This is a genomic window from Dokdonella fugitiva (genome assembly GCF_014138265.1).
Classification (GTDB): Bacteria; Pseudomonadota; Gammaproteobacteria; order Xanthomonadales; family Rhodanobacteraceae; genus Dokdonella_A; species Dokdonella_A fugitiva_A.
Genome location: NZ_JACGXL010000005.1, coordinates 179,912 through 193,443, shown reverse-complemented (window position 1 = coordinate 193,443; position 13,532 = coordinate 179,912). Strand labels below are relative to the sequence as shown.

Here is a 13,532-nt window from a genome sequence, read left to right as displayed (position 1 = left end):
TTGCACAGGTAGCGCACCATGCATCCGAACCTTAGGCGCATACAATTGGCGGGCATCGAGTCTTTCAAGTCCGTCATCGACATTGCGAAGGCAGCGCTGAACACGGCGCTGATCGTGAATGGAGGGAGCGCAGTTGCGATGCTCGCGTTCTGCGGCGCAGTAATATCGAAAGATCGAAGCGTTACTCCGATGATCGTGATTGCAATGGGGATGTTCGCCCTGGGCGTTCTGAGCGCTGCCCTCGCATCTGGGTTCGCATACTTCGCGCAGCATCGGGAACACTGGGGGAACGAAGCCGGATCTTCGCGCTGGCGCACGGCCTGCATCACGCTGGTTGCCGTTTCGTACGGTGCGTTTGCGATCGGTTGCGCAACCGCCGGCGTTGGACTCTGCTCGATGAGTTCGCAAGCCCCAACCAATGCCGCGACGTCCATTGCAACACCGCAGTCCCCGACGAGCACGCCCAACCATTAGGGCAACGTTGTCTGTCCTGTCGCAATCGTTGCGACGGCGCACGCCGACGCTCGCGCGATGCGAGTCGAGTACGTCTCAGATCACTACGGCGCCCAAGGCGGGATCGTGACCACGGTCTATATGGGCCGCGAGAAGCTCGGGCACTACCTGCGGGACGGCGACGGGTGCTCGGTGCGCTGGTATCACCTGCAGCCGCCACAGCGCGGATGGATCGAACGATTCGAGAGCATCGACGCGGCGCGCGCTGCGTTCGAGGCATTCGCCGCAGGGCTCACGATCGAGCCCTGGGACGAGTGCGGAAGGCCTGAGGCTACGCCGCCTTCTTGAACAGCTCGACGACGACACGATCGATCAGCTTCGCTGTGCCAGAGCATTGGCCCACGACCAGTGCAGCGAGTTCGCGGCGTCGTCTGCCTTGAGTGCCGCGTCCAGGAAGTAGTCGATGCCGGCATCGATGTCGTCGGGGAACGCCGCCACGATCTTTTCGCGAAGGTCTGGGAGTTCCCCCGCGGCAAGCAACGCGGCGATTCGCGTTCGCAGGCACTTGCGCAAGAGCTTCGCTTCGGCGAACTGGTAGTCGCGTGTTGCGACGTCGATTTGATAGTCGAGCTTGGCGCGCGCGATGAGTTCCCGCACCGAGCGCTCAATGGAGCCGGTGCTCATCGAAGCGATCCTCCCAAGCCGGTCGCTGCCGCAGCGCGCCGGATCTCCCGCAGGAAGCTCGGCATCAGCACCCTATTCATGAAGCTGTCGATCTCGGCCGGCGTGGCGCTCTTGAGCGCAGCGAGGACGGATCCGTTCAGGACGATCTCGATCGTCTGCTTCCCGCTTGGCGCAGGTGCTGGCGCAGGCGTCGGTTGGCGCGGCGTGGGCGTTTGGTCCTTCGGCTCTGCGGTCGGCGCCGGCGTCACGGAACGATCGTCTTCGGCCTTCTTGCGCTCTTCCGCCTGCGCGCGCTCATCGTCTCGCTGCTTCCGCAGGTTCTGCTGCTTCAGGCTGTGAAGCTGGTTCTCGAGATCGACGAGGTGCCGATACTCGGCGGTGTTCGCCGTGCCGTTCGCTTCCGCCTCTGCCTTCAGATCGACGAGCTTCTTGGCATGCCGGCGGTCCTCGATGCTCTCGTCATTGCCCTGCAGCTGGTCGATCTGGTCCTGGAGGCTGTCGGCTTCCTCCTTCATCCGCTGCGACGTTTCCTCGGCCCTGCGCGCGGCTTCCTCGAGGTCGCTGATACGCTGCGTCAGGAGCTGCGCGGCGTCGCCGGCGAGCGGACCAAGGCGCTGCAGGAGGTCCTGCGCTTGCTGCAGGCTGATCGTCGTCAGGTTCGCATCGCGACTGAGCAGTTCGGTCAGCGTGCCGAGCGCAGCGTGCATGTCGCTCGTCACCGCGACGACTCCCGTCGCTGCGTCGCGGGTGTTAGTCAGCGCGGTCGTGTAGGTGTCCTGTCCGTCGGCGGCGGCGCGGGCGGCATCTCCAGCGCGCTGCGCCGCATCGGCCGTGTTGTCGATCGTGTCCTTCGCGCCCTGGAAGGCGTCCGCCGTCTTGTCGCCGGCGGCCTTGCCGATCGCGCCGAGCTCGACGAGGACGTCGCGCAAGCCCAGAGCGGAAGCCTGGACCTCGAGTTGCTGCTCGACGCGCGCCTTCGCTTCGGCGCCGCTGTCCGCCGCGGCCGCGCGCGCGGCGTCGGCGTAGGCCTTGAAGGCCCGCACGGCGTCCGCCTGCGCCGCGGTGCCGTCGCGCGCACCGCGTGCGATCGCCTCGAAGGCCGTGCGCGCCGCAGCGGCGGCGGCGTTCAACGAGGCCTGGGACTTGATGCCGAGCGCGGCGAACGAGTCCGCAAGCGGATCGGCTTCGGCCTTCAGGGACCGGATGCGGTCCTGCAGCTTCGCCATCTCGTCGTCGACAGCGCGTGCGCCGATGAGGCCGGCGTCGAGCGCCTCCTTGAGGACGTCGCCAAGCGCTTTCGCCTCGGCCTCCGTCTTCGCGCTGGCGAGTGCAGCTTCGAACGCCGCTTCGATCTGTTGCCCCGTCGCCTGAGCGTTGCTGGCGACGACCCGGAACGTGTCGATCATCTCGGCGCCAGAGGCCGTGATCTTCACGCCTGCCTGCACTGCGGACACGCCGAGCTTGCCGAGAGCGGCTTGCAGCGAGGCATCGAGCAGATGCGTCAGGTCTGCCGCGTTCGTCTTGCCGTCGCGGAGCGCGGTGACGACGTTCGATTGGAACTGTCCCAGAGAGGCCCCTTCGAGCTTGCCGAGCGCGGCCACGAGCTGGGTATCGAACACCCGCGCGGTACTCTCGCCCTCGACGCGCACGTTCGCGAGGATCCCCGCAAGCGCGGCCGGTGCCTGCTTGGCCTGCAGGTTTAGCGTCTCGAACGCGCCCTCGATCGCCTCCGCTGTGCCCTTGCCCGCATCGCGAAGCTCGAACAGCTTCGCCATCGCCTGATCGGTCGCCTTCAGCGCGAGGTTGTCGTGCGCGGTGGCGGCCGCCTGCGCGAGCGCGTCTTCCGCCTGGCGAAGTTCCTCGATCGCGGCGCCGTACGCCTTGACCCGCTCCGAGGCGAACGCCGCGGCCTGCGTGTCGCCGGCTTGCTTCGCCTGGACGTTGACTGCGGTGTAGTAGCGCTGCGCCGCCTGCAGCGACTCCCCGTAGCGCGTGCGCTCCGCTGCGCCGAGGAGCTCGACGCTCGAATGGGCAAGGACGACGGTGTCGGCGTAGCGCGCGAGCTCCTGGCGAACCTGGGCGGCCTTGGCCGCAGCGTTCGCCTGCGCCTCCGCACGCTCGCGTTCTGCCTGCGCGAGCGCGAGTTGCACGCCGGCGGACTCTTCGAGCGCGCGGTTGAGTTCGAGTAGGTTCTGAACGGCGTCGACCGCCTGGATCGCGAGCAACGCAGCGCCGAATCCCTTCGTCGCGCCTGAGAGCTTCGTGAAGTTCCCTGTGAGCGTCTCGCCGACCTTCTGCACCGCATCCATCTGCTGCAGGAAGGTGTAGGCCTTGAAGCCTTGGTAGGCGAGGGCCAAGGCCGCAATCGCTTCCTTGTGGTCGATCAGGAAGCCGAGTGTGCGACCGACCACGGTCGCGACCTGCACGAGCGACTCGCTGATCGATTTCGCGTAGCGCTGCAGGTCACCGGACTCCGAAAGCGCCTTCACCTGGTCGAGCAGTCGCGCGAGCTGCTGCTGCAGGAATTCGAGCGCGCCGCTGTTCGCGATCAGGTTCAGGAATGAGGCCCACTCTGACTGCAGCTTGTTGATCTGGCCCGGGAGCGTGTTGGCGAGCTTCGCCGAGGCACCTTCGCTGCTCTTCCCGATCTCCTGGATCAGAAGCGCGATCTCGGCGCGACCGAGCTTGCCCGCCTGGCTGAGCGCCTGAAGTTCGGTGACGTTCTTCCCAGTCGCGCGCGAGAGCAGCTCCCAGACCGGCACGCCGCGCTCGACGAGCTGCAGGATCTCTTCGCCTTGGAGCTTCTGCTTGGCCCACGCTTGACCGAGGCCGAGAACAATGCCGGTCAGCGTCTCGGTGCTACCGCCGAGCGTCGAGGCCTCGTCGGCGATGGCTTGGAACGTGCCGTCGAGCGGGTCGATGCCGAAGGCCTTGAGCTTGACGAACGCTTCCGAGACCTGCTGCAACTGGAACGGCGTGTCCTTCGCGAATTGCTGGATCGACGCGAGCGCCGCGTCGCTTCCTTGGCCGAAGAGGCTGTCAAGCTGCACGTCGAGCTTCTGGAACTCGCCGGCCGTTCGGATGAGGTCTGCAAGGCCTTGCTTCGCGAGGCCGATCGCACTGGTGACGCCGAGCGCTGCCGCGCCGATCGCGGCCACCTTGCGCGCCGTATCGGCGATCTGGTCCCCATAGCCCGCTTGCTCGGCGGTTGCCTTGCGCGCGGCCTCGCCGGATCCTTGGATCGCCTGGGCCGTCTGCTTCACCTTCTCGGCGACGCCGCTCATGCGCGCCTTGAGGTTGTCCTGTGCGCCAGCGAGGTTGTTCGTGTCGATGCCCAGCGATCGCAGCGTCGTCGCGACGTTCGCGCTCGCCGTCTGCAATCGCAGCTCCTCGGCACCTAGCGTGCGCACGCGCCGCTCCGCCTGCTCGAAGGCGACCCGTACGTCGGCGCTCGACTTGTCGGTGCGGGAGAACTCGCGGTTGAGATCGGCGAGCTGCGCCTTGGCCTCGGCGAGCGCCTGGTTGTTCGCTTCGATGCGCTTCGAGAGATCGAGCGCTAGCGCGACCTTCGCGGACGTGTCGCCGAGCGTCTCGAGTTCGGCGACGAGCGGCGTGAGCTTGCTGTCCGCAGTGCTGCCGGCGTCGCCGACCTTGTCGAGCGCATCGGCGAGTTGCTGAGCCTGCTCCTGCCCGAGTACCTGGAACGCGATCTCGAGTACTTGCTTGAAGTCGTTAGCCATTCGGCTTCTCCTGCGCGGCTTGAGCGTTGTGCTCGTCTTCGTCAATGCCGAATGTGTTCGAGAAGCGCTCGTCGCAGCGGCGGAGCTCGTCGAGGATGCGCACTCGAATCTCGGCAGGCGTGAGGCCGGCGAGTTCGTTCGCCAAGCGGCTCGCTATGCCGTTGCGTTGCGCCGCATGTGCGCGCACCGCCGAGAGCACGACCTCCAGTGTGTCGGCCTTCTCGCATAGCTGGCCGCGTCGCACCGCGTTCTCGAGTTCGACGCGTTCGGCCTGAGCGCGATTGAGCCGCTCGCGCTGGCTGTCGGCGCGCGGTCCCTCGTCCTTCGATGCGCGGTCCAACAACCACGGCACCGCAGACGCGGTATCGATCTCGACCCGTTCGCCCTTCCGGCCGGATCGCTTTGCTGGCATTCCCTCGTCGAGGGCCTTCGACACCCACCCGGACGACATGCCGACGATCGATGCGAATTCGTTGCGCGTGCAGATCATCGCTGGTCACCAGTCACGCAAGTTTCTGGCCCGGATATGCGCGAAAACCGCGGTCGTTTTCCCCGCTGGGCGCTACGATGACCCTGGGGCCCCCGGACGTCGTCTCGTGGCGCGGCGAGACGAGTCGCGTGCCGCTTCGGCCAATCGATGACTTCACCCATTGCCGTCGCATACCCCACAAATCAGGGCCTCCCGTCCATCTGCTGCTGTCGCCCTAGGAACCCGAAAAACTGTCGAAAACCGCGGCCGTTTCACCCGCGGTAGGCCATCCCTCCGTCAGGGACCCCGTCGGTTGGCAGGCGGCGTCTGGATGTCGCCCTCGTCCCACCATTCCTGGATGGTGTTTCCGCGATCGTCCATGCGGACGACCTGGTAGCGGTTGTCGCAGTAGTTGTATTCGGCGCGTCCGATGACCTTGCCCGATGCTTGGGAGCTGTCGCTGCGCGTGACGCTCTGGCCGATTGCGTAGAGGAACATGCGTGGTCCTTGGATCAGGTGAGGTTCGCGAGGCGTTCGCTGTGGCCGGCTCGTGCGCGGCGTTGTGCGTAGAGCGCATCGGGATCGCGGAACGGGTCGATCGTGCGATCGGCGCTCGCTGCGGCCTCGCTCGCTTCCTTCCTTCGCCGTTCGAAGATCTCGGCGCTGGTCTCGGTGCGCGGCCGCTTGCTCGGTCGGTTCATGCTCGTGTGCTCTCAGATGGGTTGACCTCTCGACCGCATCGCCCCGCTCGGAGAGCACGAGGCGATGCGGTCTCGATGAATGTCGCCGCGGCCCGATCTGGCTGGAGCGCCAAGACCTGCTCGACATCTGCCGGTGTTGTTGGGGTCACCGCCGGCTGGACCCTTGGACCAGCCACGGCTCACTCGATCAGGACTCCGCTGGACTCGCGGAGGTGTTCGCATGCGGCGGCGATCTCCTCGGAAGTCGCCCCGTGCCATTCGAGTTCGGCGGCATTGAGCGTCGCGCTCTTGTCGATCACGACGGCGCCGACTTCGTTGACGAGGGTGTTGACGGGGTACAGCGTGACGGCCGCAGCGGTCTCAGTGCCGTCGGTAGCGTTCGGGTCGAAGGGCGCGTAGTTGCCGGTCGCCGTCTCCTTGCCGAGCACGCTGCCCACCTCAAGCTCGTAGCCCTGGGCGATCGTGACGGTTCGTCGCGACATGCTCATCGGCAGCTCGCTCACGAGGGGCGCGAGTGCGGCGCGCGGTTGCGTCGACGACATCAGGCTTCTCCTCTGTCGGTGCTCTTCTTGCGCTTCACGGGGGCGTCGCTGGCATTGGGATCGCGATCGATCCGCTCGCGAACTTCCGCGACGACGGCTTCGCTGGCACAAGCGCGGTGATTCGAGCCGCGGTCCCACAGCGGCACGAGGCCGGTGTTGGCGTCGGCGGCCGGCCCGAGCGCAGGCAGCACGACGGCGTCCTGCAGTGGATCAGGTCGATCACCGCAATCGGTCATCTCGACTTCGACGTCGGCTTCGACGAACAGGTCGAACGCCTCACGCCCGACGTGCACGGTGGGGGAGTGCCGAGCACGCGTGTATTCGAGGCCGTACGCCGGATGCCCGCGATCACTAGGGCCTACCGTCTTGCGGACGGTTTCCGTCCAGCGGCGACGCGGGCGGCAGCGAATAGCATTCGGCGAAGGGATCAGGTCGCTGTCGCGATTTGCCCGACTCAGGATCGTGTTGGCCTCATTGACGATCTGATCGCAGGCCGCGAGGCGCTCGATGAGAGCCGCGAGTTCCGGGGCCCTCTTGCCGTACTCCGCGATGATCTGTTCCCCCAGGACGCGGGCGCGGTGGCCGCGTGCGGCGACGGCGTCGAGATCCTGCTGGCGCTCGCGCTCGGTCGCTTCGGTCAGGCGACGCTCGAGGATCTCGAGCCGCTCCTGGATGCGGGACTGTCGATCGTTGCAGGCATTGATCTGTGCCTCGACGCGATCCAGCGCTTCGTCGTCGCCAGCCTCGAGCGGCGCGAGACGCTGCCCTTCGAGATCGACGAGGAGGTTCTGCTCGATGTGCAGGCGGCTGCGCTCGGCGTCGATGCGCGTCTGCAGCTCGATCGAGTTGAGGGGAATCGGTCCGGCAGTGGTCGTCGCGTTCATGGGAACGCATCGTGCGCGCCGCTATGCCGCTTCCGCGAATTTCCGTCCTTTTCCGTTGTTTTCCGTTCCTTCGGCAATCGCCCAAGCGTGGAGCGCGTCGAGGTTGAACCAGCGTCGCCCGGCGCGCTGCTTGAAAGGCGGATGCGCCAGCCCGTCGCGAATGTGGTCGCGAAGCGTTCGCTCCGAGATACCCAGATAGCGCGCAGCCTCCGCTTGGCTGATCTCGCCCAGTGCGTTCGGATGGAAGCGAGGCCGCTCGATGATCGCTTCGAAGCCCGAAGGCAGCATGATGCGCTCGGGCGCGGCAGTGGGCTCCACGGCCGGCGTCGCCTGCTGCCGCGGCTTCGTCTTGCACTGGCGGCCGATGATTCGCTTCACTCGGCCTCCGTGCCACGGCATCCACCTGCTCGCGTTGCACGAATCGTTGAACGAATCGCGCACGGATTCCGGAGGTCCTCCGGAGGATTTCCGGAGTCGCGTCGAGTCGCAACCTGTCGCGTGCTAGCAGCATTGCTAGCAGCATCCGACTCACTGAGCCCTCCGTGAGTCCTCACGCGTCGAGCACGCGTGCACGCGTCTCGGTCGCGTGGAAACCCAGACGGAACGGTTTCCGCGCCCGTCCTGTCACGCGTGACGTCACAGCCTGTAGCGCGTGACGCCGCTTTTCCCGGCAAATCGCCGTCGACGGCGAAACCGTCGCAGGCCTCCGGGCAGGCGTTCGGCAGGCGTTCGCCATCAGCTTGCCCTCGGCAGCGCGATGACATCGTGTCTCCGTCCACGGTAGTTCGCCTGCACGCGCGCGCGCCACAGGTACGCAGGGATCACCACCAGCTCGCAGCCGCACCCCAGATCGACGAACTGCGGCGGCGCCGTCCGGCCGTTCCAGCCAGGCGTCTTCAGGGTCAGCTTCAGTGCCGGCTCGATTTTCGAGGCCCAAATTTCACCAGCAGCCGTTGAAGCAGCAGCGGTGAAGCTCAAAGCCAGTTGCTCGGGAACCATCGCCAAACGCGCTCCGCTTGGTAGATATCTAGAAGGTGTCCCGTTTCGGGACGTGGGAATGGTCGAAAAATGGCGTCTACACGTCCCGTTTCGGGACCTAGGCGGCCTCCGAAATCGGGTCTCCACGTCCCGTTTCGGGACTTGGCCACGTCCCGTTTCGGGACTGGGCGTCGCGCCGCCAGGCGTGCGACGGGACCTTCTCCGCCGGGTAGTCGATCCGGCCGTCGCATTCGTCGAGCGGCAGCCAGGTCAACGCGTGGAAGGTAGCCCCGATGCGCATGCCGCCCTGCTTGGTGCGGAGGAGAAACTGCGCCTCCTCCGCCTCTCTGGTGCATCGCACGAGCTTCTGCACGCCCCAGTGTCGATGCCTCCGCAGCAGTGCGGTGCAAAGCAGTCCGTTGTTCTTCCCGTTGAACTGGCGGAGCAGCTCGACGATCAGCTTCACTGTGCTGCCGGACAGCGCGCGAAATTCCTCGCTGTCGATCACGTAGTGCGGTATCGCGACGAATGGCGGCATCCCCGAGCGCCGGCCTTTGAGCGTCCCTCGCTTCTTCTCGGGGATTCGCTTCACCTGGTCAACCTCCGATCCTGTTGTCGTGCAGCACAGCGCGGCCGTTCGATCGCACGAGCCTTGGCCGTCCGCACTCGATTGCATACCGCTCGTTCGATGCGATGATGTGGTCGTACACAGCAAGGAGATCTGGTTCGGCATACCGCTTGATCCAGTCGTCTCCCCGATCGGCCGGCGTGCGGCGCGCCACAAGCCAGCGCTCGAAGTAGATCGCCAGCGCCGCGAAGCGCGCCGATTCGGCAGCGTCGTCGTTCGTAGGCATCCAACCGAAATAGCGCGCAGCGTCGTACTCGAATCCAGGCGGTAGCGGCTTGGGTGTCGATGTCACGACGACGCGGAGCTTGGGCTTCCCGCGACAACGGCGCGGCCTACGGACCTGCAAGTTCCTCGATGCGGCTTCGCGCGCGCGGCATCTCTCGTCGACGATTCGCGCGAGTTCGGCAACTTCCTCCGGTGGCAGGCTCATACTGGCCCTCCCATATCCGTGAGCGTGCGCGCGTCGAAGATCAGTTCTCGCGCGGCTATGGCTGAGCTGGCTGCGTTGAAGTCGCCGTCGCAATGTTCTGCGAGGAGGCCGCATATCGCGGCAGCCTGCGTGAGCTTTGCGTGGATTGCCTCTTGCCGTTCGACGGGGCTCATGCACGCACCTCGCCGTCGATGATCTCCTTCGCGCTGGTGATCAGTCGCGAGAGCGCGCCGAATGCTCCCTGGGTGTCGCCGTTCGTGGCTTCGATCATGCCGTGCGCTACGGCGCGCGCTTCGGACAGGATGCAGCTGGCTTCGTCGATGTCGCGCTGCGTGAGCGTTGCCGCTTTGGGTGTTGCGGTGGTGGTTTCCATCGGCTTTTGCCTCCGGACCCGGCGCAGTGGTATGGTGCGCGAGCCTGTTCGTTGGTGGTGCTTCGGGTGGGCTCAGAAATGCAAAAGGCCGCAGTTGACGCTGCGGCCTTTTCTTTTGCCCGTTCTCATCGGTTCGCCTCACGGTTCGCGCGCAGCTCGGCGAGCGTCTTCTGCAGGCCTGCGACCGTGTTGAGCGCTTCGTCGATCTGCGGCACGCCCGGAGCGAATCCTGGCCAGCTGCGCGTCGCGATGCTCATGCGCTGCGAGCCGGCTGCAGCATCGGCGAGCAGTTCCTCGAGGCTTCGCTGCCTTGGCAGGATGGCGAGGTTCATGCCGCTGCCCTCCCCTTCTCTGCCTCCCGTTCCAGCTTCGCGACGTATTCCTCGAGGGCCTTTGCCGAGACCATACGCCGGCGGCCGGTCTTGAACGTCTTGATCGATCCATCGGCAATCGCCTTGTAGATGCGCGACCGGTTCATGGCGAGCGCCTCGCATGCCTGGTCGACCGTGTAAGCAAGCTGTGGCTGCATATCAGTCTCCTTAGTGTTTTTACACTGCAAATTGCAGTGACACTCTCCCGCATGCAGTGGCGCCTGTCAAGTAGTGTTTGTAGACTGAAAACATGACGACTCAAAAGCGCAAGCCAGGCCGCCCTCGAAAGACTCCACCAGGTCAGTCCCTGGAGCAATTCAGCATTCGCCTGTCCACCAAGCTGAAGTTGGCGCTTGACCTGCTCGCGCATCATCGCGGCGTGTCCTTAAGCGACGCCATCGCAATGTTGGTCACGCAGGCGGCGCGCTCTACCGAGGCGAGACCGGGCACCACACTGGATGAACTAGCAGAGATGGTCGTGGACTTGGAAGGTCCGGCACGCGATGCCTATATCTCGCAGACCTTTCCCCAGCTGGCTACACCGAAACAGCGCTTCTATAACCTTGCACTGCACGAGTTGTATGCGCGCGGATGTCCAGCTCAACCAAAGTCGGAAATCGACTTGTACGACGCTGCAATGGACGCTTTCAAAGCTGGCGAATCGCCTACACAGTTCGCCGATCGGTGGGAGGGTCCGCTCGGAATTCGACCTTGGCATACGATCAGCGATGCCGAGCTGAACCAGCTCACGGAATCTACGACGCGTGAGTTCGGCTTGACCTTGTTCGACGGAATGCAGGTTTTCGCGGAGGTCGAACGTAGGAAGGCTGAATCGAAGCAGCGAACTCGCTCAAAGATGAGGCGCGTGAAGTAGGGATGACTCTGTGCCTCTCTCGCGACGAGATCGCCAAGCTGACGCGCGCAGACGCGTAAGCGCCAGGTCGCGTTGCTCGTGCTCAACGGGATTCGCCACTACATCGACGCGCACGGTTGGCCTGTGGTTACGCGGGCGGCCGTTGAAGGCTCACCCGAGGCGAAACCGGCGATTCCCGCTTGGCGACCAGCCAAGGCCAAGTGGCCCTGACGGGCCCGCCGTGTTGTAGGAGATTTCCTACACGAGCATGCGGCGTTTTCCGACACCAGCGCCCTACCCTCTCGCTGAAGATGGCACGAGTTCTGCTCCCCTGCTGAGGAGCAGCACCAGGGGACGGAAATGCTCAGGGGAATTCACGCACTGGCCGTGCTCGCGTTGCTGAGCGCCAGCGCAAGCGCGCGCGACATCTACACTTGCGACGGCCCAGGCGGCGCCAAGGTCTTCTCGCAAACACCATGCGGGAAGAATGCGAAGGCTGCGCCGATGCACGAGCTGCAGACGGTTGGCGATTCGCCCGCAGTCCGCGAGGCGTCCGAAGAAGCTGCAAAGGAACGAGATGCCGCGGCGAAGGCAGCCTCGGAGGCCGCCAGCAAGGCACCGTCCACTCCCGCCACTCCGCCGCCACCAGAGGCCTATCGCTGCATCGTCCCCAACGGCGAGGTCTTCTATCGGCATGCACCATGCCCGGAATCCGTAGAGGTTGTGACGACAACCTGGGTCGGCAATACACCTATCTCCTCGACGCGCTATGCGCCGGTGCAGTCGGTTGGCGTCTCGCGTAATACCGCGTGCGCGGCGATCAGGAAGCCCGACAAACGCTTCGGGCAAGGCCGCGATGAAAGTTACGACCTATTCGCCAGGCGCGAGCATCGCGATCCGTGCGGGAAGTAATCCCTGCGAAACCACGAGTCGGAGATAGACGTCATGCAAAGAACCTGCGCAAAGTGCGGACACGTCAATGACAACGCCTCACCGGAAGCGTCCGCCGCGTGTCCGGAATGCGGCGCAATCTACGCAAAATCCGCCGTGGCGGCAGTGCGCGAGCGACAAACGGAATCCGTGCGAGCACGTGTCGATACCGGCGAGCAGCGAGCGGCGCGCGAGAGGAGCGCTCCTAGCATCATCGAGCGAATCCTGTGGCTCGCGACTCTGATCTGCGCGGGCATCGGATTCTCACAACTGATCCTCACGACCTCACAGGCGACTTCAGCGCCCCAGCAGGCCGCGGGTGCCGGCATGGCCATCGCGTGGGCTGCTATCCCATACTGCATGGCACGCGCGGTTCAGCTATTCAACCGGTGAGGGCGACGGGATCTGGACATGCCGCGCATCGCTGCCATTGTCGCTGGAACTGGTTTCTACAACGTTACTGCGATTAGATCCGGATGCGCGCCAGAAACTCGCTTGCTACTCGTGCGCGAGCCATCAAACCACTTCGATCCATTCGCCATTGGGGTCCACCTGCCTGGTTGGCTATTCGGATCGACACAGCTGGGTCATTTGAAAGCGCCGTTGGCGAAGAGGCTGGCGCCGAAGATGGATGCTGGTGTCGTGATGCGCGCGTTCGTCACGTCAAGGTTCGCGCCTGAAGATCGTGAGCACCCTCGTCTCTCTATCGCGATCGAGTTCGACTGACAGGTGAGTAGAAGTGATCGAGCCGGAAATCATGGCGCTCGTCGAGGCGCTCGCTGACAAGGCGGCCAGGGAGTATTTGGCTGAGCTGGCAGCAAAGCATGAAGCCGCTGAGGGTGCGCGTATGTCTCTAGCGAAGATGATTGCGGCGTACGAGGAAAGCGAGCGAGCCATCCATCCGCTGTTCGACGACGCGGAGTGTCCAGCGTCGGATCGCGCAAGGTTCGCTGCGAGCCTATTGGCGCAAGTTCACGAGCACGCCATCTCGATACGACTCCTACTGGCGATGCCGTCGCCCGGAAATCGTTTCGGCACGGCCTGCGCGCTCATGAGGCCCATTCTCGAGGGGCTCGTGCGTGGTCTCTGGATTCTTGATTGCGCGACAGATGACCAGGTACAGGAGCGCATCGCAAACGATGACGACGCTTGGCGGCCTGGCCTCGGCGTGATGTCCGAAGCCGTCGACGCCGCGTTGCACACGGATGGGTTCTACAGAGGCCTTCACAACCGCTTCTACAACGCGATGTGCAGCTACACGCACGGGGGCATGCGAGTCGTGAACAACAACCTGACCGGTGAGGCAATCGAACCAACGTCGACCCTGAAAGAGTGGGCCGCGGTTGTCTCATTCGCGCACGCAATGGATCTGCTCGCCACACACGCGTCGTTGAGCATTTGCAGCAAGGATGAGGACGCTCAACGCGTCCTTCTGCGTGCTGAAGAAGTCATCGCGGCGAAGCTCGATAGTGGTGTATAGAAGGCTGAGAGAGACG

General features: G+C 64.8%; 22 protein-coding genes. 7 read left to right on the top strand and 15 right to left on the bottom strand.

The features are described from left to right. Positions 1-18 precede the first annotated feature (18 nt). Positions 19-474, top strand: a complete 456-nt coding sequence (locus FHW12_RS15520; protein ID WP_182531952.1) for a hypothetical protein — start codon at positions 19-21, stop codon at positions 472-474. 57 nt (positions 475-531) lie between these two features. Further along, positions 532-801 carry a hypothetical protein gene (locus FHW12_RS15515; RefSeq protein WP_182531951.1) on the top strand — a complete coding sequence of 90 codons (270 nt, stop codon included), beginning with the start codon at positions 532-534 and terminating at the stop codon, positions 799-801. Positions 802-825: 24 nt separating this feature from the next. Here the strand turns inward: FHW12_RS15515 and FHW12_RS15510 are convergent, their stop codons facing one another. The 15 genes from FHW12_RS15510 to FHW12_RS15440 all read right to left on the bottom strand — a co-directional run bounded on the left by FHW12_RS15510 (position 826) and on the right by FHW12_RS15440 (position 10,411). After that, positions 826-1,137 carry a hypothetical protein gene (locus tag FHW12_RS15510; RefSeq protein ID WP_182531950.1) on the bottom strand — a complete coding sequence of 104 codons (312 nt, stop codon included), beginning with the start codon at positions 1,135-1,137 and terminating at the stop codon, positions 826-828. Continuing rightward, a complete protein-coding gene (locus tag FHW12_RS15505; protein ID WP_182531949.1) occupies positions 1,134-4,877 on the bottom strand; it encodes a tape measure protein in 3,744 nt (1,247 codons plus the stop codon). The genes FHW12_RS15510 and FHW12_RS15505 overlap by 4 nt, the downstream gene beginning before the upstream one ends. After that, complete coding sequence (locus FHW12_RS15500; protein WP_182531948.1) at positions 4,870-5,367, bottom strand: hypothetical protein; 498 nt, start codon at positions 5,365-5,367, stop codon at positions 4,870-4,872. The genes FHW12_RS15505 and FHW12_RS15500 overlap by 8 nt, the downstream gene beginning before the upstream one ends. A 276-nt stretch (positions 5,368-5,643) precedes the next feature. Then, positions 5,644-5,844: a hypothetical protein gene (locus FHW12_RS15495; RefSeq protein ID WP_182531947.1), complete on the bottom strand. Its 201-nt coding sequence runs from the start codon at positions 5,842-5,844 to the stop codon at positions 5,644-5,646. Between the two features lie 14 nt (positions 5,845-5,858). After that, positions 5,859-6,047 carry a hypothetical protein gene (locus FHW12_RS15490; protein WP_182531946.1) on the bottom strand — a complete coding sequence of 63 codons (189 nt, stop codon included), beginning with the start codon at positions 6,045-6,047 and terminating at the stop codon, positions 5,859-5,861. A gap of 179 nt (positions 6,048-6,226) precedes the next feature. Then, on the bottom strand, positions 6,227-6,589 hold the full coding sequence (locus FHW12_RS15485) for a head decoration protein (RefSeq protein WP_182531945.1): 363 nt from the start codon (positions 6,587-6,589) through the stop codon (positions 6,227-6,229). Further along, positions 6,589-7,473: a hypothetical protein gene (locus tag FHW12_RS15480; protein WP_182531944.1), complete on the bottom strand. Its 885-nt coding sequence runs from the start codon at positions 7,471-7,473 to the stop codon at positions 6,589-6,591. Before FHW12_RS15480 ends, FHW12_RS15485 begins: the two co-directional genes overlap by 1 nt. A 21-nt stretch (positions 7,474-7,494) precedes the next feature. After that, on the bottom strand, positions 7,495-7,851 hold the full coding sequence (locus FHW12_RS15475; RefSeq protein ID WP_182531943.1) for a helix-turn-helix domain-containing protein: 357 nt from the start codon (positions 7,849-7,851) through the stop codon (positions 7,495-7,497). A gap of 357 nt (positions 7,852-8,208) precedes the next feature. Next, positions 8,209-8,472, bottom strand: a complete 264-nt coding sequence (locus FHW12_RS15470; protein ID WP_182531942.1) for a hypothetical protein — start codon at positions 8,470-8,472, stop codon at positions 8,209-8,211. A gap of 97 nt (positions 8,473-8,569) precedes the next feature. Then, positions 8,570-9,043 (bottom strand): hypothetical protein, encoded by a 474-nt coding sequence (locus tag FHW12_RS15465; protein ID WP_182531941.1) that lies wholly within the window; start codon positions 9,041-9,043, stop codon positions 8,570-8,572. A 4-nt stretch (positions 9,044-9,047) separates the two neighbouring features. Continuing rightward, complete coding sequence (locus FHW12_RS15460) at positions 9,048-9,509, bottom strand: hypothetical protein (protein WP_182531940.1); 462 nt, start codon at positions 9,507-9,509, stop codon at positions 9,048-9,050. Next, complete coding sequence (locus FHW12_RS15455; RefSeq protein ID WP_182531939.1) at positions 9,506-9,682, bottom strand: hypothetical protein; 177 nt, start codon at positions 9,680-9,682, stop codon at positions 9,506-9,508. The genes FHW12_RS15460 and FHW12_RS15455 overlap by 4 nt, the downstream gene beginning before the upstream one ends. Next, a complete protein-coding gene (locus tag FHW12_RS15450; RefSeq protein ID WP_182531938.1) occupies positions 9,679-9,882 on the bottom strand; it encodes a hypothetical protein in 204 nt (67 codons plus the stop codon). Before FHW12_RS15450 ends, FHW12_RS15455 begins: the two co-directional genes overlap by 4 nt. 125 nt (positions 9,883-10,007) lie before the next feature. Beyond that, a complete protein-coding gene (locus tag FHW12_RS15445; RefSeq protein WP_182531937.1) occupies positions 10,008-10,214 on the bottom strand; it encodes a hypothetical protein in 207 nt (68 codons plus the stop codon). Continuing rightward, positions 10,211-10,411 carry an excisionase family DNA-binding protein gene (locus FHW12_RS15440; protein WP_182531936.1) on the bottom strand — a complete coding sequence of 67 codons (201 nt, stop codon included), beginning with the start codon at positions 10,409-10,411 and terminating at the stop codon, positions 10,211-10,213. Before FHW12_RS15440 ends, FHW12_RS15445 begins: the two co-directional genes overlap by 4 nt. 92 nt (positions 10,412-10,503) lie before the next feature. Between FHW12_RS15440 and FHW12_RS15435 the strand changes: the two genes are divergently transcribed. From FHW12_RS15435 to FHW12_RS15415, 5 genes are all read left to right on the top strand, one after another. Beyond that, positions 10,504-11,127, top strand: coding sequence for a hypothetical protein (locus tag FHW12_RS15435; RefSeq protein WP_182531935.1), 624 nt, complete (start codon positions 10,504-10,506; stop codon positions 11,125-11,127). A 78-nt stretch (positions 11,128-11,205) separates the two neighbouring features. Continuing rightward, the gene (locus tag FHW12_RS21840; RefSeq protein WP_428993631.1) at positions 11,206-11,337 is read left to right on the top strand and encodes a DUF4224 domain-containing protein; all 132 of its coding nucleotides are present in this window, start codon (positions 11,206-11,208) and stop codon (positions 11,335-11,337) included. A gap of 156 nt (positions 11,338-11,493) precedes the next feature. Next, positions 11,494-12,018 (top strand): hypothetical protein, encoded by a 525-nt coding sequence (locus FHW12_RS15425; protein WP_182531934.1) that lies wholly within the window; start codon positions 11,494-11,496, stop codon positions 12,016-12,018. Positions 12,019-12,447: 429 nt separating this feature from the next. Next, complete coding sequence (locus tag FHW12_RS15420; RefSeq protein ID WP_182531933.1) at positions 12,448-12,762, top strand: HIRAN domain-containing protein; 315 nt, start codon at positions 12,448-12,450, stop codon at positions 12,760-12,762. Positions 12,763-12,775: 13 nt separating this feature from the next. Then, positions 12,776-13,516: a DUF6988 family protein gene (locus FHW12_RS15415; protein WP_182531932.1), complete on the top strand. Its 741-nt coding sequence runs from the start codon at positions 12,776-12,778 to the stop codon at positions 13,514-13,516. Positions 13,517-13,532 lie beyond the last annotated feature (16 nt).

Bases quoted from the DNA above. Each gene is read 5' to 3' on its own strand.
- FHW12_RS15520 (WP_182531952.1), top strand. From the start codon at position 19: ATGCATCCGAACCTTAGGCGCATACAATTGGCGGGCATCGAGTCTTTC.
- FHW12_RS15515 (WP_182531951.1), top strand. From the start codon at position 532: ATGCGAGTCGAGTACGTCTCAGATCACTACGGCGCCCAAGGCGGGATC.
- FHW12_RS15510 (WP_182531950.1), bottom strand. From the start codon at position 1,137: ATGAGCACCGGCTCCATTGAGCGCTCGGTGCGGGAACTCATCGCGCGC.
- FHW12_RS15505 (WP_182531949.1), bottom strand. From the start codon at position 4,877: ATGGCTAACGACTTCAAGCAAGTACTCGAGATCGCGTTCCAGGTACTC.
- FHW12_RS15500 (WP_182531948.1), bottom strand. From the start codon at position 5,367: ATGATCTGCACGCGCAACGAATTCGCATCGATCGTCGGCATGTCGTCC.
- FHW12_RS15495 (WP_182531947.1), bottom strand. From the start codon at position 5,844: ATGTTCCTCTACGCAATCGGCCAGAGCGTCACGCGCAGCGACAGCTCC.
- FHW12_RS15490 (WP_182531946.1), bottom strand. From the start codon at position 6,047: ATGAACCGACCGAGCAAGCGGCCGCGCACCGAGACCAGCGCCGAGATC.
- FHW12_RS15485 (WP_182531945.1), bottom strand. From the start codon at position 6,589: ATGTCGTCGACGCAACCGCGCGCCGCACTCGCGCCCCTCGTGAGCGAG.
- FHW12_RS15480 (WP_182531944.1), bottom strand. From the start codon at position 7,473: ATGAACGCGACGACCACTGCCGGACCGATTCCCCTCAACTCGATCGAG.
- FHW12_RS15470 (WP_182531942.1), bottom strand. From the start codon at position 8,472: ATGGTTCCCGAGCAACTGGCTTTGAGCTTCACCGCTGCTGCTTCAACG.
- FHW12_RS15460 (WP_182531940.1), bottom strand. From the start codon at position 9,509: ATGAGCCTGCCACCGGAGGAAGTTGCCGAACTCGCGCGAATCGTCGAC.
- FHW12_RS15455 (WP_182531939.1), bottom strand. From the start codon at position 9,682: ATGAGCCCCGTCGAACGGCAAGAGGCAATCCACGCAAAGCTCACGCAG.
- FHW12_RS15450 (WP_182531938.1), bottom strand. From the start codon at position 9,882: ATGGAAACCACCACCGCAACACCCAAAGCGGCAACGCTCACGCAGCGC.
- FHW12_RS15445 (WP_182531937.1), bottom strand. From the start codon at position 10,214: ATGAACCTCGCCATCCTGCCAAGGCAGCGAAGCCTCGAGGAACTGCTC.
- FHW12_RS15440 (WP_182531936.1), bottom strand. From the start codon at position 10,411: ATGCAGCCACAGCTTGCTTACACGGTCGACCAGGCATGCGAGGCGCTC.
- FHW12_RS15435 (WP_182531935.1), top strand. From the start codon at position 10,504: ATGACGACTCAAAAGCGCAAGCCAGGCCGCCCTCGAAAGACTCCACCA.
- FHW12_RS15420 (WP_182531933.1), top strand. From the start codon at position 12,448: ATGCCGCGCATCGCTGCCATTGTCGCTGGAACTGGTTTCTACAACGTT.